We start from the raw sequence: 20410 nt of genomic DNA, 5'->3' as shown, positions 1-20410 counted from the left end.
TGCGGTCACAGTCGGGGGCGATCGACGTCTGCGGGCGCACGACTCGATCGTGGGCACCGGCGGCCGGCGCCGGCGGACCACCGGGTGCGACTCGATCCGCGGATCGCGCGTGGCAGGACCGAGGGCGAGCATGCATACGATCGGAGCTGTGCTGTCCGATCAGACGACGTCCTCCGGCGAACGCGATGCCGACCCGCTCGCGGTCGATTACCCGATCCTGGTGATCGGCGCCGGGCAGGCCGGGTTATCCGCGGGATATCACCTGCGCAGGCGCGGGCTGGTCCCCGAACGCGATTTCCTGATCGTCGATCACGCACCGGGCCCCGGTGGCGCCTGGCAGTTCCGCTGGCCCTCGCTCACGCTGACCACGGTGAACCGGGTGCACGATCTGCCGGGGATGTCGTTCGCGGAAACCCTGCCCGACGGCTCGGAATCCGCGCCTGCCGCGACCGCCGTCCCGCACTACTACGAGCTCTACGAGAAGCGGTTCGATCTGCGGGTGCGACGGCAGGTGACGGTCAAGGTCGTCTGCGATCGCCGGCCGAGCGAAGTCGATCCACCGCACCCGGGTGCGGGCGATGGCGCCGATCGCGATGGTGTGCTCCATGTGGAAACCGATGCGGCGGGCACCATCCGGGTCCGAGGCCTGATCAATGGCACCGGCACCTGGGAGCATCCATTCATCCCGCGTTACCCGGGGGCGGAAACCTTCGCCGGACGCCAACTACACACGCGCGACTATCAGTCGGCCGCGGAGTTCGCGGGCGAACACGTGGTCGTGGTGGGCGGCGGCATTTCCGCGGTGCAGTTGCTCGACGAGATCTCCCAGGTCACCACGACCACCTGGGTGACCCGCACGGAACCGAGGTTCCGGGAGACCCCGTTCTCCGAGGAGGACGGCAGGCGCGCGGTCGCCATCGTGGAAGACCGGGTGCGGCGCGGGTTACCACCCGGCTCGGTGGTGTCGGTAACCGGTCTGCCGCTCGACGACCGGCTGCGCGCCGCCAGGGCTCGCGGCGTGCTGCACCGGCAGCCGATGTTCGATCACATCGAGCCCTACGGTGTGCGCTGGGACGACGGAACCTTCCAGCCCGCGCAGGTGATCCTGTGGGCGACCGGCTTCCGCAGCGCGCTCGACCATCTCGCGCCGCTGCGATTGCGCGGCCCCGGCGGCGGCATCACCATGACCGGACGGCTGGCCACGCAGGTCGCCGTCGATCCGCGTGTCCATCTCATCGGGTACGGGCCGTCGGCCAGCACCATCGGCGCCAATCGGGCCGGACGGGCGGCGGCGGTCGAGTTGACCACCTACCTGGGTATCGGCACCCGCTGAGGGGTCGCGACCGGGCGAGCGCGCCTAGTCCAGGCCGGCGGTAAACGTGGACGGGTCCGGGCCGACCCGGCCGCCGTCGTCGAGGGCGCTGATCGCCGCCATCTGCTCGCCGGACAGTTCGAAACCGAATACATCGAAGTTCGACACGATGCGCGAGGGCGTCACCGACTTCGGGATGACGATATTGCCCAGCTGCAGATGCCAGCGAATGATCACCTGCGCCGGCGTGCGATCGACCGCTGCGGCGATCTCGGTGATCACCTCGTTGTCGAGCAGCGTGCCCTGGCCGAGCGGGCTCCACGCCTCGGTCGCGATCGCCTGGTCGGCATGATATTTGCGCAGCTCACGCTGGGTGAGCCGGGGATGAAGCTCGATCTGGTTCACGGCGGGGATCTCGCCGGTCTCCCCGATCACCCGCTCCAGATCCGGGATCCGGAAGTTCGATACCCCGATCGAACGCACCCGGCCGTCGGCCTTGAGGGCCTTGAACGCCTTGAAGGTGTCGACGAAGCGATCCGCTGACGGCGCGGGCCAGTGGATGAGATACAGATCGAGATAGTCCAGGCCGAGCCGCTGCATGCTGGCGTCGAAGGCGCGCAGCGTGGAGTCGTAGCCCTGTTCGGAGTTCCACAGCTTGGTGGTCACATAGATCTCGTCACGGGGGATCCCGGACTGGCGGATGGCCCGGCCGGTGCCCTCCTCGTTGCCGTAGATCGCGGCGGTGTCGATGCTGCGGTACCCGGCCTCCAAGGCGGCCGTGACCACGGGAAACACATCGTCGGCCGGAACTTGGAACACCCCGAACCCGAGCTGCGGGATCACGTTCCCGTCGTTCAGCACGATCGAGGGAATGGCGCAGGTCTCGCTTCTGAAGGTCACGGATTCGACGTTAGAAGCGCCGGGGCCCATGGTCAACGAGCAGCCGGTACGTGTTGACATCGACTTGACGAACTGTTGGGTTTTTACAACACTATGTTGTGTGAGCCCAGTAAGAAGGGGGGAAACCCTCCCGATCTACAACCGGATCGCGGTGCTGCGCGCCGAGCATCGGATGAGCCGGGCCGCGCTGGCCGAGGCGGTGAACGTCAACGTGCAGACCATCGGTGCGCTCGAACGTGGCGACCACTATCCGAGCCTCGACCTGGCCCTGCGCATCTGCGATGTGTTCGAGCTGCCCGTCGAAGCCGTGTTCTCGCGCACCGAGTTCGGCCCGCTGTCGGCCGAGCTCTACCCCCGGACGAAAGGACAGTCATGACCAACGCCACCGCCGGTCTGCTCGACCGCTACCAGGAATATCGGGTCCGACGCTGGCTGGTCCAGGAGGAACGGACCGCCGGGATGCTGCCGGGTTGGCGCACGCAACGACGGCGGCGCGTGCTCGTCGTCGTCGTGATGGTGACATTGCTCGTGCTCGCGGTGGCAGGCCTGCTGTGCGCGTTCGGCGTCGACTCGGCCGCGCTGGCCACCCTGCCCGCCGCCGTGGTGTTCATGGTCGCCTGGGTGATGCTGCGTATCGCCTCCAATCGGCAAGACCACGCGCCCGAAGAGGTGCTCGACGAACTGGAGGTCGCCGAGCGGAACAAGGCGCACTCGGCGGGCCTGTCGCTCACCCAGATGCTCACCCTGCCGCCGCTGATGTTCCTCACCTTCTCCGGCGCGCTCCTCCCCGAGGCCGACGCCTTCCGCACCGCCTACGCCGGCGGGGTCATGATGCTCGCGGCACTGCTCGCGGGTGGTTGCGCACCGGCGATGATCCTCGGCTGGAACCGGCCCGACCCCGAACCCGAGGGCTGAGCCGGATGCCGAGCCTCGGCCGGACACCGCGACAGCGAGTGCGCCGGCCGGAGCTGCGGCGGTCGTGCGGCCGGGGAGCTACCGCCGGGGCTCAATCCGCTTGCGGGAGACCGAGGCGGCGATAGCGCAGGTGCCGGGCGGCCCGCAGGTCGTGCAGCGGCATCGCGCGTAGACCGGCCAACTCCGCGCCGATGGCGGCGACCATGCGACGGGCGAACTCGATGGGTTCGTCTGCCGCATCGGGCTTTTCGGCGACGATGCGGTCGACGATCCCGGCAGCTCGCAGATCGGCGGCCCGGATGCCCTGCGAACGGGCGAGTTCCGGAGCGTGCTCGGTATCGCGGTACACGATCGCGCTCGCACCTTCCGGCGGCAGCGGGGCGAGCCAGCCGTGCGTCGCGGCGAGCACCCGGTCGGCGGGCAGCAGGGCCAGCGCGCCGCCGCCGGTGCCCTGGCCGAGCAGCACCGAGATGGTCGGAGTATCCAGCGTGACGAGATCGGCGATGCAGCGCGCGATTTCCGGCGCGAGCCCGCGCTCTTCCGCCTCCTTCGACAGGGCCGCGCCGACCGTGTCGATCACCAGCACCAGCGGCACCCGCAATTCCTGAGCCAGCTGCATGCTGCGCCGCGCCTCCCGCAATGCGGCCGGCCCCATGGTGTTCTCCCCCACCTGCCCCGCCCGGTCGTGACCGAACACCACACAGGGGTGCCCACGGAAGCGCGCCAATGCCAGCACGACGGTCCGGTCGGTTTCGCCCTGGCCGGTGCCGCTGAGCGGAACCCGTTGCGTCACATGGCGTAGCAACTCACGCAACCCCGGACGATCCGGGCGCCGGGAGCTCAGCACCGACCGCCAGGCCGGATTCGTCTCCGTGGTCTCCGTACTCGACCCCTGGCCGGCCGCCGTCGGTTCGGTTGCCCTACCGATCAGTGAACCGGTGGCCGGAAACGGCGGTGCCGCATCGGGATCCGCTACTCCACTCAGCACACTCAACGCGCGATGGGCGATGCGCCGGAAGACCGAAAGCCCCACCACCCCGTCGATCACGCCGTGCCGGTACAGATTCTCCGCCGTCTGCACACCGCTCGGGAACGGCCGGTCGTAGAGCGCCTGATACACCCTCGGCCCGAGGAAACCGATCATCGCGCCGGGCTGGGCGAAGGTCATGTGACCGAGCGATCCCCACGAGGCGAACACACCGCCCATGGTGGGATCACGTAGATACACCAGATAGGGATATCCGGCCGATTTATGCGCGGCGACGGCACCGGCGATCTTGACCATCTGCACGAAAGCGACGGTGCCCTCTTGCATCCGGGTGCCGCCGGAGGTCGGCGAGGCGATCAGCGGCAGGCCGAGTTCGGTCGCCCGTTCGACCGCGGTGACGATGCGTTCGGCCGCCGCCACACCGATCGAACCCGCGAGAAAGCCGAACTCGCAGGCGATCACGGCCACGCGGCGGCCGCGCAACAAGCCCTCACCGGTGCGCACCGATTCATCGGTACCGGCCCGTTCCGCCGCGGCGCGCAACTCGTCGCGGTAGCGCTCGGACGTGCCCACCGATAGCGGCGGCTGGTCCCAGCTGCGGAACGTGCCCGCATCGAGCAGCGCCTCGAGTAGTTCGGCGGCGCAGATCCTCCCCGATCCCGCGCCGTCGCCTACCATCGCACCGCTGCGTCGCTGCCCGCCGGCGCCGATCAATAGCCCTGCATCACCTTGCGCAGCGCGTACTCGGTGAGCGCCACCAGCGCCTGTTTGGCCGGTTCGCGGCGGCGGGCGTCGATGGACATGATCGGCACATCACCGGAGACGGCCAGCGCCTGCCTGATGTCCTCGATCGGATATCGCGGCGCGTCGTCGAATTCGTTGAGCGCCACCAGGAACGGCAGGTTGCGCGCTTCGAAATAGTCGACGGCGGCGAAGCTGTCCTCCAGCCTGCGGGTGTCGACCAGCACCACGGCGCCGATGGCGCCGCGGATCAGGTCGTCCCACATGAACCAGAACCGGTACTGGCCCGGCGTACCGAACAGATACAGCACCAGGTCGTCCGCGAGGCTGATCCGGCCGAAGTCCATCGCCACCGTGGTGGTCGATTTCATCGGAATGCCGGTCAGGTTATCGATTCCGGCACTCGCGTTGGTGACCAACGCTTCGGTGCGCAGCGGAACGATCTCCGAGACGGCGCCGACCAATGTCGTTTTACCCACACCGAAACCACCCGCGACCACGATCTTGGCCGAAGTCGGCTTGGCGGTACGGGTATCGACCTGCGCCGTCGAATCAAATACGCCGGAGTCCACTGAGAACCCTTTCGATCAGCTCGCGACGTTCATCGTCGCTGGAGTCGTCTTTCAATGTGGCCGAAACGCGAACATGCCCCGCTTCGATGAGATCTGCCACGAGCACACGCGCCACCCCGATGGGTATACCCAATCGAGCCGCAACTTCAGCCACAGACGGCGATTCTCTGCACAACTCCACGATGGACGTTTCGATGTTGGTCAGTTCGAACTGCCGCTCGAGGGCGACCGGATGCGATGCGACGAGGGCCTCCAGCGCGAGCTCGACCGCGGGCCGGGTTCGACCCGCGGTCAGCGAATACGGGCGGACGAGGCTGGGCTCGGCGCTCCCCACACGATGATCTTCTATGTCCATCCCACCATCAGGAACCCATCGTGACGCGTGGAGTGGCCTGAACTGTCTGGCCAACACGCTCGACCAACAACGCCATCTCGTAGCCGACCTGACCGATATCACACGAGGTGTTGGTCAGGACCGCGAGATACGAACCGTCGCCGACAGCCATCAGCAGTAGGTAGCCGTGTTCCATCTCGACCACCGACTGCAGCACTGTGCCGCCTTCGAACAGGTTCGACACACCCACCGACAGGCTGGCGAGCCCGGCGGTGACGGCCGATAGCTGTTCGGCACGATCGACCGGCAGCTGCGCGCTCGCGGCCATCAGCAGACCGTCGGCCGAGACCAGCACGGCATGGGCTACGCCAGGAACCTCGTTGGCGAAGTTCGAAACCAGCCAATCCAGCTGACGGTTCGTACCACTACCACCTAGATCGGGGTTCATCGGTCTCCTTTGTCTCCGGTTAGGTTCATTGCCTTCATTGCGCGGCCATCCCGGACGCCCTGCTGGTGACGACTCAAGCTGGACCGAATCGATTCGGGATCGCGTCTCGGTGCCCGATCCACGGCGCCGCTGACGGCGCCGGGCACGAGACGTCCGCCCGGATTACGTTGCGGCAGACCGGCTGCCGTGGTGGCTGTGGGCTTGGCTTCGCTCGCCCGCTGGGCTGCCTGCCAGCCTTCGTCACCGGGTGATTCGAAGGAGGCGGCGGTCTGGGATCGGTCCGAGTTCGGGTCCGCGAGCCAGGCCGACATCATCTCGGCGAAGATCGGCGTTCCGCCCATGACCGAGCCGCTCTCCTCGGCCGGCTGCAACCGGGTCTGAAAGAACGATGCCGTCCGCTCGGGGTTGGCGCGGTAGCTGTGCCTGCCCCGATCGCGACCGTTGTCGCCGGAACCGTTGGCATCCGCGTTCGCGGGACGACCGGCGCTGTCGCGCTGCGGCAGGCCGACGCCCGGCGCGTTCTCCACCCGCTGCGGCAGGCCGGTGCTACCCGGCTGACGCTGCGGCAGGCCGCCGGGGCCGGCCGAACGCGACGGCAGGTCGGTCTGACGCTGCGGAAGTTCGGTGGACGGGCGCTGCGGTAGATCCATCTGACGCTGGGGTAGCTCCGTGTGACGCTGGGTGACCTCCGGGCGACGCGGCGGCAGGCCCGGCTGCGCGCTGCCGTTGGCCGGAGCACCCGCAGCCGGGATCTCCCCGGACTGCGCCGCCGCGGGCTGACGCTGCGGCAAGCCGCCCGGCCCGGACTGACCGGGCGCACGCTGCGGCAGACCACCCGGGCCCGCCTCACGCTGCGCGGGACCGTTCTGGCCGGGCGCACGCTGGGGCAGACCGGGCGAACCAGCATCGCGCTGCGGGAGTCCACCGGCGGCGGGCTCACGCTGCGGCACACCGCTCGGGCCCGCCTCACGCTGCGGCAGCCCACCAGCCGACGGCTCACGCTGCGGCACACCACCCGGGCCCGCCTCACGCTGCGGCAGCCCACCGAGACCCGCCTCACGCGAGGCCAATCCACTCTGCCCCGGCTCACGCTGCGGCAAGCCACCCGGCCCGGCCTGACCGGGCTGACGCTGCGGCAGACCACCGGGACCACGCTGCGGCAGAGCACCGCCCGCACCCGGCTGAGCTGCCGGACCGGCCTCACGTTGCGGGAGACCGCCGGTGGGTTGCGGCACACCATTGGATCCGGGCTGACGCTGCGGCAGACCGGTGTTCGGATCGCGCGGCGGCGGGGTGGCGGCGGGCCGCTCGGCCTGCGGGCCGCCCGGCCGCGGAGGCACCGGACCGCCGGGCACGACATTGCGCTTGGGCAGGGCCGCCGCGGCGAGCTTGCCGCGCTGCGGGCCGGTGCCCTGCTGACCCGGCGCCGGGCGCAGGGTGGCACCGGACTGCTCGGCCTCACCACGCAGGCCCGAGGCCATCGCCGAGCCGGGCTGACGCTGCGGCAGTCCGCCGCCCGGGGTGGCGGGCGCACCGGCCGCGGCCGCACGCTCCTCGGCACCGGCCGGGATAGGACCGCTCACGCCGGGATCGACGGTGACCATCACGTTGCCGCCGGGAGTGCGGCTGACCGAGCGCATCTGCATCGACGACGGAGCCGACGGCCGCTGCGGACCCGCGGCCGGAGCCGGCGACGGCTGCGGAACCAGCGGACCCGAGCCGCTCTTGTCGAGGACGATCAGGCCGACCGGAACGTGCACGGTCACCGTGACGCCGGGATCGCGCGCGGTGTCGAAGGTCGGGCGCAGCCGCACGGTGAGCCCGTGCCGCTCGGCCAGGCGGCCGACGACGAACAGACCCATGTGCCGGGCGGTGTCGGGCCCGGGCTCGGCGGTGGTCTCCAGCCTGCGGTTGATCTCGGCCATCTCCGTAGGCGGCATACCGATACCGCGGTCGGCGACTTCGATGAGCAGGCCCTGATCGTGCGCCTGCGCGAAGGTGAACTTCACATCGGTTTCCGGCGGCGAGGCCCGCAGCGCGTTGTCGAGCAGCTCGGCGAACAGATGCGCGAGGTCGGAGGCGGCCGGTTCCTTCAGTGAACCGCGCGGGGTGGCGCCCAGCTTGACCCGCTCGTAGTCCTCGACCTCGGAGATCGCGGCGCGCAGCACGTCGGCGATCTCGACCGGCGCGGACTTGGCCCTGCGCTGTTTGGTGCCGGCCAGAATCAGCAGGTTGTCGCCGTTTCGGCGCATGCGCGCAGCGAGGTGGTCCAGCCGGAAGAGATTCTCCAGCAGGCGCGGGTCCTTCTCGTCGTACTCCATCGCCTCGATCAGCGTGAGCTGGTGATCGACCAGCGACTTGGAGCGGCGAGCCAGGGTCTCGAACATGTCGTTGACCTGGGTACGCATCTGCGCCTGATCACTGGCCAGGCGCAGCGCCTGGCCGTGGATGTCGTCGACGGCGCGGGCCAGCTGACCGATCTCCTCCTCGGAGCGGATCGGCATCGGCTCCAGCGGCACTTCCTCCGGCGAGGCGCCGTTACGCAGCTGGGCGACCTCGTGCGGCAGGTCGCTCTCGGCGACGCGCAGCGCGGCCAGGCGCAGCCGGTGCAGCGGCACGATCATCGATCGCGCGACGAACACCGCGAGCAGCAGGGCCGCGAGGATCGTCAGCAACACCACGATGCTGTACATGATGGCGTCGGACCGGGCCGTATCGGCGAGGTCGCGCACACCGCCGACGATGTCGTCGGTCGAGAACGCAACCAGCGCTTCGGTGGTATCGAGGCTGGACAGGATCGACTGGCGGGCCTCGCCCAGCGGCAGCTGCCCGGACTGGGCCGCAGGCCCGGTGAGCATGCCTTCGCGGGCTTCGATGCCCTTGCGCAGGTCGTCGATGTTGCGGTCGTCGGCGGGGAAACGCTCGGCGAGCAGGCCGAGCAGTGCCCGTTCGGTATTGGTGGCGACCAGGTAGGTCTGGGTGCCGACCTCGCGGTCCTGCAGGTACACCGCGAGACCGACGACCTCACCGAGCATGGTGGCGCGCATGTTCAGCGCGTCGACCAGGCGCAGTTTCGCCGCGTCGATCTGCGGATCGCTGACCTGCGCCACGATCTGTTCGACGGCCTCGACACCGTTGCTGCGGTAGCGGTCGATCTGATCACGAGCCTCGAGCGGCGGCAGCGACGTCGGGGACAACCCCAGAGCGCGCACTTCCTTGGCCTGATCGAGCATCTCCTGCAGCGGCTGCTGCGCACTCGGCAGATCGGCGAGTGCGCCGATCGCGTCCTCGGTCTCGGCAATGGCCTTGTCGAGGTCGACCAGGTTTTCCTCGGTCACCAGCGATCGGCCACCGATATTGATGACCTGGGAACCCGCGACCGTCGAGGTCGCGGCACTCAGACCGGTGACGACCGGAATGACCTCGACGTTGTCGGCGGCAGAAGCCAGCCTGTTGGCCTCGCTCCACTCGGACGAAATCTTGGACACGCCGAGTCCGACCGCGACCGCCAGCGGTACGGCGAGGACCGCCGTAACCTTCCAGCGCAGGTCCCAGTTGCTGAGCGCCCAGCGCTTTCTGCCGGACCTAGCGGCGTCACGCATCTCCCACTCACTTTCCAAACTGGCCCCAGCCACGCGCCATCAGCGGAACCTCCACAATCGCATGCTGGCTCGACAGACAGTGCTGGCCGAGATCTGCGGCTGGCCGAGAAATTGCGTCTACGACGGACCGAATAAGTGACATCAGATTCTAACGGATCAATAACTTCTTGGTTGACCCCGCATCGGCACTCGCCCAGTGACCAGCCCGTTCCAGGCAAAACCAAAGGTCGCGGCACCCACCCGGGCGTCGCGTGAAGTCTGCCACAATCGTGCTGATCTATCGAGGCGGGCATCGAAGCGAGGCTAGGGAGCACGGGTTGAACGCGAGGAACGAGTACCGACCGGTCTATCAGACCAGCCTCGTCGATCCCGCCGAGTTCTGGGCCCATGCTGCCACCGCCGTCGACTGGGAGGTACCCCCTGAGCAGGTGATCGACACCACGGCCAAGCCCGCGGCCCGGTGGTTCCCCGACGCCACCCTCAACACCTCGTTCAACGCGCTCGACCGGCACGTGCGTGAACTGCCGGAAGGTTCCGAGGGCACCGGCGGCCGCGCCGACCAACCCGCCCTTATATACGACTCGGCTATGACTGGCAACAGGGGGGTATACACCTACGCCGAGCTGTTGACCGAAGTGTCACGGTTCGCCGGCGCGATGTCACGACTCGGTGTCACCAGGGGCGACCGCGTCGTGATCTATCTGCCGATGATTCCCGAGGCCGTGATCGCCATGCTGGCCTGCGCGCGGATCGGGGCGGTGCATTCGGTGGTCTTCGGTGGGTTCGCCGCGCCCGAACTGGCCGCCCGGATCGACGACGCCGAGCCGGTGCTCATCGTCACCGCCTCCGGTGGACTGGAGCCGGGCCGGCGCATCGAGTACCCGCCGATCGTCATGCAGGCGCTCGACCTGGCCCGGACCACGGCGCCGCGCAACGTCATCGTCAAACAGCGCGCCGCCTTCCCGACGATCCCGTTCCCGGCACCGCAGCCCGCCACCGAATCGCTGCCGAGTTCGGCCGAGACCGTGGCCGCGCGCTGGATGGACTGGGACGAGGCGGTGCGCGATGCGCCGCTCGCCGAACCGGTGACCGTCGCGGCGACCGATCCGCTCTACATTCTCTACACCTCCGGCACCACCGGCCGCCCCAAGGGCGTGGTCCGCGACAACGGCGGGCACGCGGTGGCGCTGTGCTGGTCGATGCGCAATATCTACGACGTCGGCCCCGGCCAGGTGATGTGGGCGGCCTCCGATGTGGGCTGGGTGGTCGGCCACTCCTATATCGTCTACGCCCCGCTGCTGGTCGGCGCCACCACGCTGCTGTACGAGGGCAAGCCGATCGGCACCCCGGACGCCGGCGCCTACTGGCGGGTGGTCGCCGAATACGGGGTGCACGTGCTGTTCACCGCGCCGACCGCGTTGCGCGCCATCCGCCGCGCCGATCCCGACGCCACGCTGGCCCACAGCTACGACCTGTCCTCGCTGCGGGCGCTGTTCTGCGCAGGCGAGCGGCTCGACCCGACGACCTACGAGTGGGCCGTCGACACCCTGCTCGCCGAGCGGCCGGACTGCCCGGTGGTCGACCACTGGTGGCAGACCGAAACCGGCTGGCCCATCTGCGCCAACCCACTGGGGCTGCAACAGTTGCCGATCAAGCCGGGCTCGGCGTCGGTGCCGGTGCCGGGTTACCGGCTGCGTGTCCTGGACTCCAACGGCAATCCGGTGGCGGCCAACGTCGAGGGCAATATCGTCATCGGCCTGCCGTTGCCGCCGGGTGCGCTCAGCGGACTGTGGCGCGACGACGAGCGGTACAAGCGCTCCTACCTCTCGGCCTATCCCGGCCACTACCTCACCGGCGACTCCGGCTATTTCGACGACGACGGCTATCTGTTCGTGCTCGGCCGCAGCGACGATGTGATCAATATGGCCGGGCATCGGCTGTCGGCGGGCAGCATCGAAGCCGCGATCGCCGGACACGAAGCGGTGGCCGAATGCGCGGTGATCGGCCTGCCCGATGAACTCAAGGGGCAGCGGCCGATCGCGTATGTGGTGCTCAAGACCGGCGTCGAGGTGGACAAGGAGCAGCTGCGCGAGGAATTGATCCAGCGGGTGCGCGAACAGATCGGCGCTATCGCCACCCTGCACGACGCGGTGGTGGTGGCCGGGCTGCCCAAGACCCGCTCGGGCAAGATCCTGCGCAAGACCATCCGCCAGATCACTGCGGGTGAGGAATACGAGGTGCCGTCCACCATCGAGGATCCGGCCGTGCTGGTGGCGCTGGAGGATCAGATTCTGGCCGCCCAGCCCGAACTGTTCACCAGCCGCCAGGGCAATAAGGACGGCAACGGCAACGGCGAAGTCGTGCCGGATTCGAATCCCGTCGCCCCGTAACGGATCTGCCTCGGCTCCTCAGAGTTTTCACAGGAACGGTTCACACGGATGCCAGCCCGGGGCAATACGGTCGAGGCGTCCGTCACCGATCTTGTAGGAGGCAGCAATATGAAACGTTTTCGTGGCAGGGCCACCGTCGCGGCACTCACCGTGGCCGGGGCCGCCACCGTGACCGCCTTCCTCAGCCCCGCGGTCGCCTCCGCGGGCCCGATGGAGCTGGCGGCGCCGCTGCTGGAATCGGAGTGTTCGTTCGCCCAGGTCGACGCCGCCCTGCACGATCAGGCGCCGCAGCTGGCCGCGATGCTGGACGCCAACCCCGAGGTCAAGGCGGAACTGCAGGCCAAGTTCGAACAGCCGGTCGAGCAGCGCCGCGCCGAACTCCAGCGCTACCTCGACGAGAACCCCGAGGCCGCCCAGCAGGCCGAGAACGATCCGCGCGCCGCGGGCCTGAGCCAGACCATTCAGAAGGTCGCCGACACCTGCAAGAACTACTGAGCGCAGCGGTACTCACGCCGACCGGCCCGGTGAGCGTCGTGACCGGGCCGCACCGGGAAACGACGGCAGAATGAACGACGTGAGCGCCGATCGCACGACAAACCCGACCGTCCTCGTCGTCGATGACGACGAGGACGTGCTCGCCTCGGTGGAGCGCGGGCTGCGCCTGTCCGGCTTCCAGGTCCTGGTGGCCCGCGACGGTGGCGCGGCCCTGCGCGCCGTCAACGAGCACTCCCCCGACGCCATCGTGCTCGATATGAACATGCCGGTGCTCGACGGCGCCGGTGTGGTGACCGCGCTGCGCGCCATGGGCAACGAGGTGCCGATCTGTGTGCTCAGCGCCCGCAGTTCGGTGGACGACCGGATCGCCGGACTCGAATCGGGCGCCGACGACTACCTGGTGAAGCCGTTCGTGCTGGCCGAATTGGTGGCGCGGATCAAGGCGCTGCTGCGCCGCCGCACCGACACCCCCGCCGCGTCCACCCCTGGCGCGGTCACCGTCGGGCCGCTGGAAGTGGATGTCGCCGGGTACCGGGCTCTGCTGCACGGCCGCGAAATAGACCTCACCAAGCGGGAATTCGAGCTGCTGTCCACGCTGGCCCGCAATGCCGGTGTGGTGCTGAGCCGCGAGCGGCTACTCGAACTGGTGTGGGGGTACGACTTCGCCGCCGACACCAATGTGGTGGACGTGTTCGTCGGATATCTGCGCCGCAAGCTCGAAGTGGAAGGGACACCGCGGTTGTTGCACACCATTCGCGGTGTCGGTTTCGTGCTGCGGGCGCCGAAGTGAGCGGGCGGTTGTGAGCGCCGCGGACACGCCCGGCTCCTCGGATGCGGCCGCGCGGCCGGTCGGCGCAGGCCCGCCCGATCGACGGGCCGCCGCTGCCGGATCGCGCCGGCGGCGGTCCTACTCATTGCGCACCAGGGTCGCGGGCGCGGCGGCAGCCGGTGCGATCCTCATCATCACGATCCTCAGCGTCATCACCTTGCAGGCGATCGAGCGCGTCAATGTCGAGCAGACCGATCAACAGCTCACGCTCGCATCCCGTTTGGTGCTGATCGACCCGGTGATCGCGGTCGGACTGGTCAATCTCATCGGCCCGAACGAGAACCTGGCGCTCACCGTCCGCGACAACGGCGAGCTCACCGCCACCACCGCGATCGAACTGCCCGACCTGCCGACGGGATCGCACACCGTCACCGTGGACGGCGCCTCGTATCGGGTGCTCACCACCACCGAGAACCAGCAGGCCGGACGGACCGTCTCACTGGGCATCCCGAACGCCGACGCCGCCCGCGCCACCGCGCAGCAGCAGCGGTGGGTGCTGGCCGGCGGGCTGGTGGCCATCGCGGCCGCGGCCGGGCTCGGCTGGCTGTTCGGCGGGCGCGCGGTGCGGCCCATCGTCGATCTCACCCGTCAGGTGGGGGCGCGCAGCGGCTACCGCGATCCCGAGCATCCGCCGCAACCGGTGGACGGTTCCGGTGTGCTCGAAGCCGAGCAACTCGCCGATGCCGTCAACACGATGCTCTCGCGGGTCGATCAGGCGCAGGGCGAAACCGCCGCGGCTCTGGAGACCGCCCGCGATTTCGCCGCCGTCTCCGCGCACGAACTGCGCACCCCGCTCACCGCCATGCGCACCGACCTCGAGGTGTTGCGCACCCTCGACCTGGACGAGACTCAGCGCGCCGAAATCCTCGACGACCTGCATCGCAGCCAAGGCCGGGTGGAAGCGACGCTGTCGGCGCTGGAACGGCTGGCCTCCGGCGACCTCACTCACGAACGCGATCACGTCGACACCGATGTCGGCGATCTGTGCGATCAGGCCGCGCACGACGCGATGCGCCACTTCCCCGGTCTCACCGTTCGCATCGACACCGACGCCGAGCTCGTCACCCGCGGCCTGCCGGCGGGCCTGCGCCTGGCCGTGGACAATGCGCTGGCCAACTCCGTCAAACACGGCGGCGCCACCGAGGCCCTGGTCTCCGCGCATCGCGCACCCAACGGCCACATCATCGTCTCCATCGACGACAACGGCCGCGGCATCCCGGTCCAGGAACGTCAGGCCGTGTTCGACCGCTTCTACCGGGGCCCCCAGGCCACCAAGGGCGGTTCGGGGCTCGGGTTGGCGCTGGTCGCGCAACAGGCCCAATTGCACGGCGGGCAGGCGTATTTCGACGACGGCACACTCGGCGGAGTGCGGTTGGTGCTGGATCTGCCGGCACGACCGGCGCGCACCGGCTAGCCCACACCCGATGTCCGCGGGCAGCGGGCTCAGAGCCCGGTCTGCGCGCCCTTGTCGCCGCGGCGGGCGCCCCGGCGCTGGATGACGAAGATCGTGTATCCGAGCAACCCGACCGCTAGTCCCATCAGGCAGACCGGACGCGCGGTCTCCCAACGGTCTCCGCTGGCCCAGACCACGAGCGTGGCCAGCGCCCACAGCGCGCAGCCGACCGCGAGCACCGGCCGTGGGTCGGTGAGTCGAGGCGGAATCTGCGGCACCTGCTGGGTCACAGGGCTCAGCCTAGGCGAACATGCGTGAACTCCGGGCACGGTCCCGTATCGTGCTCAACTGTGACAACGCCATCGGATGTTCGAGAGCTCGCGGGTGAGCTGTCGCTGGCGGTCGTGCGTTTGACGCGGCATCTGCGCGGGCGACGGACCGATTCGCAGATCTCGCTGACCCAACTGTCGGTGCTGGCCACCCTGCACCGCGACGGCGCCATGACCCCGGGTGCGCTCGCGGCGCGCGAACGGGTGCAGCCGCCGTCGATGACCAGGGTCATCGCCTCGCTCACCGATCTCGGCCTGGTGGCGCGCGAACCGCATCCCACCGACGGCAGGCAGATCATCGTGTCGCTGTCACCGGCGGGCCGTGCGCTGATCGCCGATGAGGCAAGTGCCCGCGAAGCCTGGATGACCGACCAGCTGTCCACCCTCACGCCGGACCAGCTCGATGTGCTGGCGCGGGCGGTCACCATCATGAAGCAGATCGTCGCCGAATCCGAATAACGCAGCACTCAGGACGAGTAGCGGTAGTTCGGGGCGAACGCCTGGTCCGAATCGACGATGTCCTTGCCGAGCGGGAACAGCGCCAGCGGAATCAGCTTGAGGTTGGCCCAGCCGAACGGGATTCCGATGATCGAGACGAACAGCGGAATGCTGGTGAGCAGATGACCGAGCGCCAGCCACCAGCCCGCGACCACGAACCAGATGATGTTGCCGATCAGCGATCCCGCGCCTGCGCCCGGCTTGTCCACGGTGGTGCGGCCGAACGGCCACAGCACGTAGGCGGCGTTGCGGAGCGCGGCGATGCCGAACGGGATGGTGATGATCAGGATGAAGCAGATCACCGCGGCCAGCAGGTAACCGAGCGCCATCCAGAACCCGGCCAGGATCAGCCAGAGGATATTGAGCACGAGCCGGATCACCTGCATGACTCCAGCATGCCAGGACCGGCCCGGATCGCGCATCCGATCGGGCCGGCCGATGGCTGTGGCGGTCAGAAGAACCAGCCGATTTCGGCGTCGCGATCGGTGGCGAAGGCCTGTTCCAGCGCACGCACCAGCCCGGAGTTCTTGGCCCGCAACCGGTTCGCCGCGGCGAAGGCGCGCGGTGAGTGTGCGCCGAGGTACATGCTGCCGAGCACGTCGATGCCCAGTTCCAGATCCGCGTCGCGATCGGTCGGCGCGCATTCGGCCAGGCCGTCGCGGACCCGCAGCGCGAAGGTGCCGCCCGCCGCGCGGAACGGGTCGTGCACCGAGAGCACCACGTCCAGGTCGGAGGCGTAGGCGCGGGCCGAGAGCGCGGCCGGAATATCCATGAGCCGCAACCAGAGTCCGTCGTAGCGGCCGGTGGTGCGGACCCGACGCGGATCGGTGAGCAGGTAGGGCAGCGGATCGTCGTCGGTGACCACGGCCTCGATCCGGTCGATCAGATCGAGGCCGAGCAGCGCGCGCCACAGCGCCGCGTGCGCCTCGGTGGTCACCGCACGCAGTTCGACCACCTCGGCCACCGAGCCGTCGGTGCCGTGCCGGTAGCGGTAGAGCGCGTAGCCGTCGGGATGCAGCAGGGCGAACAGGTCGGTGCCGCCGCCGCGGAACCGTTCGGGATCGGCGAAACGGATCGCCCAGGCCGCCTCGGGGCGGACCTGAGCGCCGGGAACGAGCCTGCGCCAGCGGTCGTAGACGGCCGTGACGCGCTCCTGCGCGGCGGACAGCGGGACCAGCTCGACCCCACCCGGATCGGGGACCATCGGCAGGAACGCCGCGCCCCGCCGGTCCACCCGGATGCTCTTCTCGACCACGGTCGGCCCATAACCGAAGCGGCCGTAGATGCCGCCCTCGCTGGCGGTGAACATGGTCAGTGGCAGCCCGGCGGCCTCGGTGCGGCGATGCTGCTCGGTGTACATCGCGCGCAGGATGCCGCGGCGCCGATGCGTCGGCGCCACCGCGACCCCCGCGATTCCGGTGACGTCCACCGCGCGGCCGCCGGGGACGGTGAGGGTCATCGTGGTGGACTGGGTGTGCCCGACGACCCGGCCACCGACCTCGGCGACCAGGGCCTGTTCCGGCGGGAAGATGCGCGGGATCTGTTCGTTCTCCACAGCCGAGGTCCTGGTGGCGAAGCAGACCTCGAGCAGCAGCAGGATCGCGTCGCCGTCGGCCGGACGCGCCGAGCGGATGACGATGTCGTCATGGATGGCCATGCCTCGAACGATGGCACCGCCGTGCCGGATGCGCACCCGATTTTCCGTCGGGCCGCCTCCGCCGCGGCGGCCGGGGATTGGCAGGATGTCGGCTGTGGCGGTGGTTGTGGATATCGACGACGTGGACGATCCACGGGTCGACGACTTCCGGGATCTGAAGTCGGTCGATCGCAGGCCCGACCGTCCCGGTGGCAAGGGTCTGGTGATCGCCGAGGGCACCGTGGTGGTGCGGCGGATGCTGGATTCGCCGTTCCGGCCGCACGCGTTGCTCGGCACCGGCAAGCGGCTGGCGGAACTGGCCGAGGATCTCGCCGACGTCGACGCGCCCTACTACCGCGCCACGGCCGAGGTGATGGCCGAGGTGGTCGGCTTCCATCTCAATCGCGGTGTGCTCGCCGTCGCGCATCGATTGCCCGAACGCACCCTGGACGAGGTGCTGGCCGGTGCGCGCACGGTCGCCGTGCTCGAGGGCGTCAACGATCACGAGAACCTCGGCTCGATGTTCCGCAATGCCGCCGGTCTCGGCGCCGACGCGATCCTGTTCGGCGAGCGCTGCGCCGATCCGCTGTATCGGCGGGCGGTCCGGGTGTCGATGGGGCATGTGCTGCGGGTCCCGTTCGCGCGGGTGCCGGACTGGCCCGGCGGCCTGGACCTGCTGCGCCGCGAAGGTTTTCAGATCATCGCGTTGACCCCCGACCCGGCGGCGGTGAACCTGGCGACGGCCATGACCGGCGATCGAGTGGCGCTGCTGCTCGGCGCCGAGGGCCCAGGGTTGACCGAAGCGGCCATGGCCGCCACCGACCTTCGCGCCCGCATCCCGATGAGCCCCGGCACCGATTCGCTGAATGTGGCGACTGCGGCCGCGATGGCGTTCTATGAACGGGTGAGGACGACATGAGCGATCTGTCGAGCAACCGCTACGACCCGTACCACGACTGCCAGGATCCCACCCCGTGGGCGGCGGGTATCACGGTGACGGTGCTGGTCGCGGTGCTGACGACGGTCGCGGTCTACGCCTTCGGCGCGGCGCTGGCCGAGGTGCATCCGCTGTTGTCGGTGGGGGTGAACGTGGTCGCGGTCGGTGGTGTGGCGCCGACGGCGTGGCGCTGGCGTAGCGCGCCGGTCACCCGCTGGGTGCTCGCGGGTGGGGCCATCGGGGTGCTGGTGGCCTGGCTCGGGTTGCTGCTCGGCGTCTGAGAGCCGGGCGGTTGGTGAAGGCCGAGCGGATGAGTGCGCGTCAGTCGGCGTCGTCGATGATGCGCACCTCGCTGCCGACGCCGAGGAAGGCGGTCGGCGTCAGCCCGAACATCGCGCGGAACACGTCGCTGAAATGCGACGGCGAGGCGAAACCCGCGTCGGCCGCGGCCCTGGTCAGATCGTGGCCCGCGGCATAGGCGCGGCCCACCCGCAGCATCCTGGCCCACTGCACGTAGCGGCGGAAGCTGGTGCCGGTCTGCTCGGCGAACGTGCGCAGGAAATGTGAGGTGGACAGTCCGGCGAGACCGGCACTTTCCGCGGCGCGGTGGGGCCGGGCCGGGTCGGCGCGGATCGCTGCGGCGATGGCGGCGATCCGCGGATCACGCACCGCGGGCACCGGAATGCTCGCCAGCTCGAGCAGCTGTTCCACCTCGGGCTCGGGGTCGTCGCACAGCGCGATGATGTCGGCCTCGCACACCTGGTCGGCCGAATAGTCGCCGATCGAACGCGTCATCCCACCCAGGCATCGCGCCATCCGCGCCGAAGTCGGATCGAAGAAGCAGAACAGCATTCGCCCCCTGCTCTCGACCAGATGGTGCGTCACCCTGGCCCGGAACAGGAAGCTGCGCGCGGTGATATCGGGCCCGTCCGCGACCCGCACCCGGAACGGCGCGTCCACCCCGACACCCAGCGAGGCGATGGCGGTGGAATGCGCGGCCAGCCCCAGGCTCGGCCCGAGGTAGACCGCATGCCCCGGCCGGATCCACAGCTTCGCGGTGGCGGTATCGGAGCACGTTTCCGGAAGTGCCGACCGTGTCATGGGCGCGACGATACCGGGACGACGATGCGCACGGCGGCACCTCAGCCGGCACCGAACCCGCGGCAGCACCGCCGCGACCAGCGACGACGAGCAGGAGGCGGGATGACTACCGACCGAACCGAACCGGTAACGAACCCAACGGCGATCGCCCTCCGCGACATCACCGTGGACGGCGCCCGCCTGCACTACGCCGAGGCCGGCACCCGAGATCCGCTGGTCTTGCTGCACGGCTGGCCGGAAAACCACCTCGCCTGGGAACACCAGCTGGAACCGCTGTCGCGGCTGCGCCGGGTGATCGCGCCGGACTGGTTCGGCTGGGGCGAATCCACCCGTGGTCCGGGGTGGAACTGCGACTACGACAGCGAGGTCGACCGGATCGCCCGGATGCTGGACGCGCTCGGCCTGGACCGCGTCGATTTCGCCTGCCACGACTACGGCGGCTTCCTCGGGCTCGGTTTCGTGCAGCGTCATCCCGACCGGGTTCGCCGTTTCGCCATTCTCAACTCCCGCGCGCAGGGCACCTTCACCCCGGCGTTCTACCTACTGTTCGGGCTGTTCACGGTGGCCGCGCGGCACCGGCTGCTGCGACCACTGCTCACCACCGCGCCGATCTACTGGGTGCACCGCCTCGGGATGCACGGCTACCTGCGCAACGGCACCTTCGACACCGAGCGGCTCGACCACTACCTGGCCATGCTGCGCACCCCGCGGGGCCGGCGCGAGTACGCGCATTTCTGGGCGGGCTACGAAGTGCGGGACCGCCCGGAACTCGCGATCCGGCTGGCCGAGATCACCTGCCCGACCACGATCATCTGGGGCACCCGCGAACCCGCCATACCGTCGGCCACCGCCGAACAACTCGCCCGCGATATCGACGGTGCCGAACTGGTGCGCATCGACGCCGATCATTTCCTGATGGAGCAGCGCCCGGCCGAGGTGACCGACGCATTGCGGCGTTGGTTGCGGCGGCCGGCCCCCTGACTCGGCTCG

At 69.3% G+C, this 20410-nt stretch carries 21 protein-coding genes; 11 read left to right on the top strand and 10 right to left on the bottom strand.

The window, feature by feature from the left end:
- Positions 1-148 precede the first annotated feature (148 nt).
- Positions 149-1333, top strand: a complete 1185-nt coding sequence (locus AC4HOU_RS14230; RefSeq protein WP_490724608.1) for an NAD(P)-binding domain-containing protein — start codon at positions 149-151, stop codon at positions 1331-1333.
- Positions 1334-1357: 24 nt separating this feature from the next.
- On the opposite strand, the gene AC4HOU_RS14225 is transcribed toward AC4HOU_RS14230, so the two are convergent.
- Positions 1358-2242 (bottom strand): aldo/keto reductase, encoded by an 885-nt coding sequence (locus AC4HOU_RS14225; RefSeq protein WP_163814307.1) that lies wholly within the window; start codon positions 2240-2242, stop codon positions 1358-1360.
- Between the two features lie 70 nt (positions 2243-2312).
- Between AC4HOU_RS14225 and AC4HOU_RS14220 the strand changes: the two genes are divergently transcribed.
- Together AC4HOU_RS14220 and AC4HOU_RS14215 are read left to right on the top strand one after the other, a co-directional pair.
- Entirely contained in the window at positions 2313-2588 is a 276-nt protein-coding gene (locus AC4HOU_RS14220) for a helix-turn-helix transcriptional regulator (RefSeq protein WP_194992145.1), read from the top strand.
- Positions 2585-3127 carry a hypothetical protein gene (locus AC4HOU_RS14215; protein WP_490724607.1) on the top strand — a complete coding sequence of 181 codons (543 nt, stop codon included), beginning with the start codon at positions 2585-2587 and terminating at the stop codon, positions 3125-3127. Before AC4HOU_RS14220 ends, AC4HOU_RS14215 begins: the two co-directional genes overlap by 4 nt.
- Before the next feature lie 91 nt (positions 3128-3218).
- On the opposite strand, the gene AC4HOU_RS14210 is transcribed toward AC4HOU_RS14215, so the two are convergent.
- From AC4HOU_RS14210 to AC4HOU_RS14190, 5 genes are read right to left on the bottom strand one after another with little or no spacing between them, the layout of a single operon-like run.
- On the bottom strand, positions 3219-4793 hold the full coding sequence (locus AC4HOU_RS14210) for a carboxyl transferase domain-containing protein (RefSeq protein WP_490724606.1): 1575 nt from the start codon (positions 4791-4793) through the stop codon (positions 3219-3221).
- Positions 4794-4825: 32 nt separating this feature from the next.
- Entirely contained in the window at positions 4826-5428 is a 603-nt protein-coding gene (locus AC4HOU_RS14205) for a GTP-binding protein (protein WP_171048002.1), read from the bottom strand.
- Complete coding sequence (locus AC4HOU_RS14200) at positions 5409-5783, bottom strand: DUF742 domain-containing protein (protein WP_014981573.1); 375 nt, start codon at positions 5781-5783, stop codon at positions 5409-5411. The genes AC4HOU_RS14205 and AC4HOU_RS14200 overlap by 20 nt, the downstream gene beginning before the upstream one ends.
- 7 nt (positions 5784-5790) lie before the next feature.
- Complete coding sequence (locus AC4HOU_RS14195; protein ID WP_036533017.1) at positions 5791-6210, bottom strand: roadblock/LC7 domain-containing protein; 420 nt, start codon at positions 6208-6210, stop codon at positions 5791-5793.
- Entirely contained in the window at positions 6207-9812 is a 3606-nt protein-coding gene (locus AC4HOU_RS14190; protein WP_490724605.1) for a sensor histidine kinase, read from the bottom strand. The genes AC4HOU_RS14195 and AC4HOU_RS14190 overlap by 4 nt, the downstream gene beginning before the upstream one ends.
- A gap of 317 nt (positions 9813-10129) precedes the next feature.
- Between AC4HOU_RS14190 and AC4HOU_RS14185 the strand changes: the two genes are divergently transcribed.
- The 4 genes from AC4HOU_RS14185 (at position 10130) to AC4HOU_RS14170 (ending at position 14940) form a co-directional block, all read left to right on the top strand.
- On the top strand, positions 10130-12202 hold the full coding sequence (locus AC4HOU_RS14185; protein WP_163814270.1) for an AMP-binding protein: 2073 nt from the start codon (positions 10130-10132) through the stop codon (positions 12200-12202).
- A 108-nt stretch (positions 12203-12310) separates the two neighbouring features.
- Complete coding sequence (locus AC4HOU_RS14180; RefSeq protein ID WP_163814269.1) at positions 12311-12697, top strand: hemophore-related protein; 387 nt, start codon at positions 12311-12313, stop codon at positions 12695-12697.
- Positions 12698-12767: 70 nt separating this feature from the next.
- Positions 12768-13487 (top strand): response regulator transcription factor, encoded by a 720-nt coding sequence (locus AC4HOU_RS14175; RefSeq protein ID WP_138446159.1) that lies wholly within the window; start codon positions 12768-12770, stop codon positions 13485-13487.
- A 10-nt stretch (positions 13488-13497) separates the two neighbouring features.
- Positions 13498-14940 carry a sensor histidine kinase gene (locus tag AC4HOU_RS14170; RefSeq protein ID WP_490724604.1) on the top strand — a complete coding sequence of 481 codons (1443 nt, stop codon included), beginning with the start codon at positions 13498-13500 and terminating at the stop codon, positions 14938-14940.
- Between the two features lie 29 nt (positions 14941-14969).
- Here the strand turns inward: AC4HOU_RS14170 and AC4HOU_RS14165 are convergent, their stop codons facing one another.
- On the bottom strand, positions 14970-15209 hold the full coding sequence (locus AC4HOU_RS14165) for a DUF2530 domain-containing protein (protein WP_163814268.1): 240 nt from the start codon (positions 15207-15209) through the stop codon (positions 14970-14972).
- A gap of 60 nt (positions 15210-15269) precedes the next feature.
- On the opposite strand from AC4HOU_RS14165, the gene AC4HOU_RS14160 reads away from it, so the two are divergent.
- Complete coding sequence (locus AC4HOU_RS14160) at positions 15270-15707, top strand: Rv0880 family HTH-type transcriptional regulator (RefSeq protein ID WP_163814267.1); 438 nt, start codon at positions 15270-15272, stop codon at positions 15705-15707.
- An 8-nt stretch (positions 15708-15715) separates the two neighbouring features.
- Here AC4HOU_RS14160 and AC4HOU_RS14155 read toward each other — a convergent pair whose 3' ends face one another.
- Together AC4HOU_RS14155 and AC4HOU_RS14150 are read right to left on the bottom strand one after the other, a co-directional pair.
- On the bottom strand, positions 15716-16132 hold the full coding sequence (locus AC4HOU_RS14155; protein ID WP_130918783.1) for a YccF domain-containing protein: 417 nt from the start codon (positions 16130-16132) through the stop codon (positions 15716-15718).
- Positions 16133-16197: 65 nt separating this feature from the next.
- Complete coding sequence (locus tag AC4HOU_RS14150) at positions 16198-17403, bottom strand: GNAT family N-acetyltransferase (protein ID WP_490724603.1); 1206 nt, start codon at positions 17401-17403, stop codon at positions 16198-16200.
- A gap of 94 nt (positions 17404-17497) precedes the next feature.
- Here AC4HOU_RS14150 and AC4HOU_RS14145 point away from each other — a divergent pair, with 94 nt between their 5' ends.
- Positions 17498-18301, top strand: coding sequence for a TrmH family RNA methyltransferase (locus AC4HOU_RS14145; RefSeq protein WP_163814264.1), 804 nt, complete (start codon positions 17498-17500; stop codon positions 18299-18301).
- Entirely contained in the window at positions 18298-18600 is a 303-nt protein-coding gene (locus AC4HOU_RS14140) for a DUF2537 domain-containing protein (protein ID WP_163814263.1), read from the top strand. Before AC4HOU_RS14145 ends, AC4HOU_RS14140 begins: the two co-directional genes overlap by 4 nt.
- Before the next feature lie 40 nt (positions 18601-18640).
- On the opposite strand, the gene AC4HOU_RS14135 is transcribed toward AC4HOU_RS14140, so the two are convergent.
- Positions 18641-19420 carry a helix-turn-helix domain-containing protein gene (locus tag AC4HOU_RS14135; protein ID WP_163814262.1) on the bottom strand — a complete coding sequence of 260 codons (780 nt, stop codon included), beginning with the start codon at positions 19418-19420 and terminating at the stop codon, positions 18641-18643.
- Between the two features lie 102 nt (positions 19421-19522).
- Here AC4HOU_RS14135 and AC4HOU_RS14130 point away from each other — a divergent pair, with 102 nt between their 5' ends.
- A complete protein-coding gene (locus AC4HOU_RS14130; protein ID WP_490724602.1) occupies positions 19523-20401 on the top strand; it encodes an alpha/beta fold hydrolase in 879 nt (292 codons plus the stop codon).
- The last annotated feature ends 9 nt before the right edge of the window (positions 20402-20410 follow it).

The sequence above is a fragment of the Nocardia sp. JCM 38205 genome (assembly GCF_058222935.1).
The sequence above is the reverse complement of the archived record's forward strand: the minus strand, read 5'-3'. Positions and strand labels throughout refer to the sequence as shown.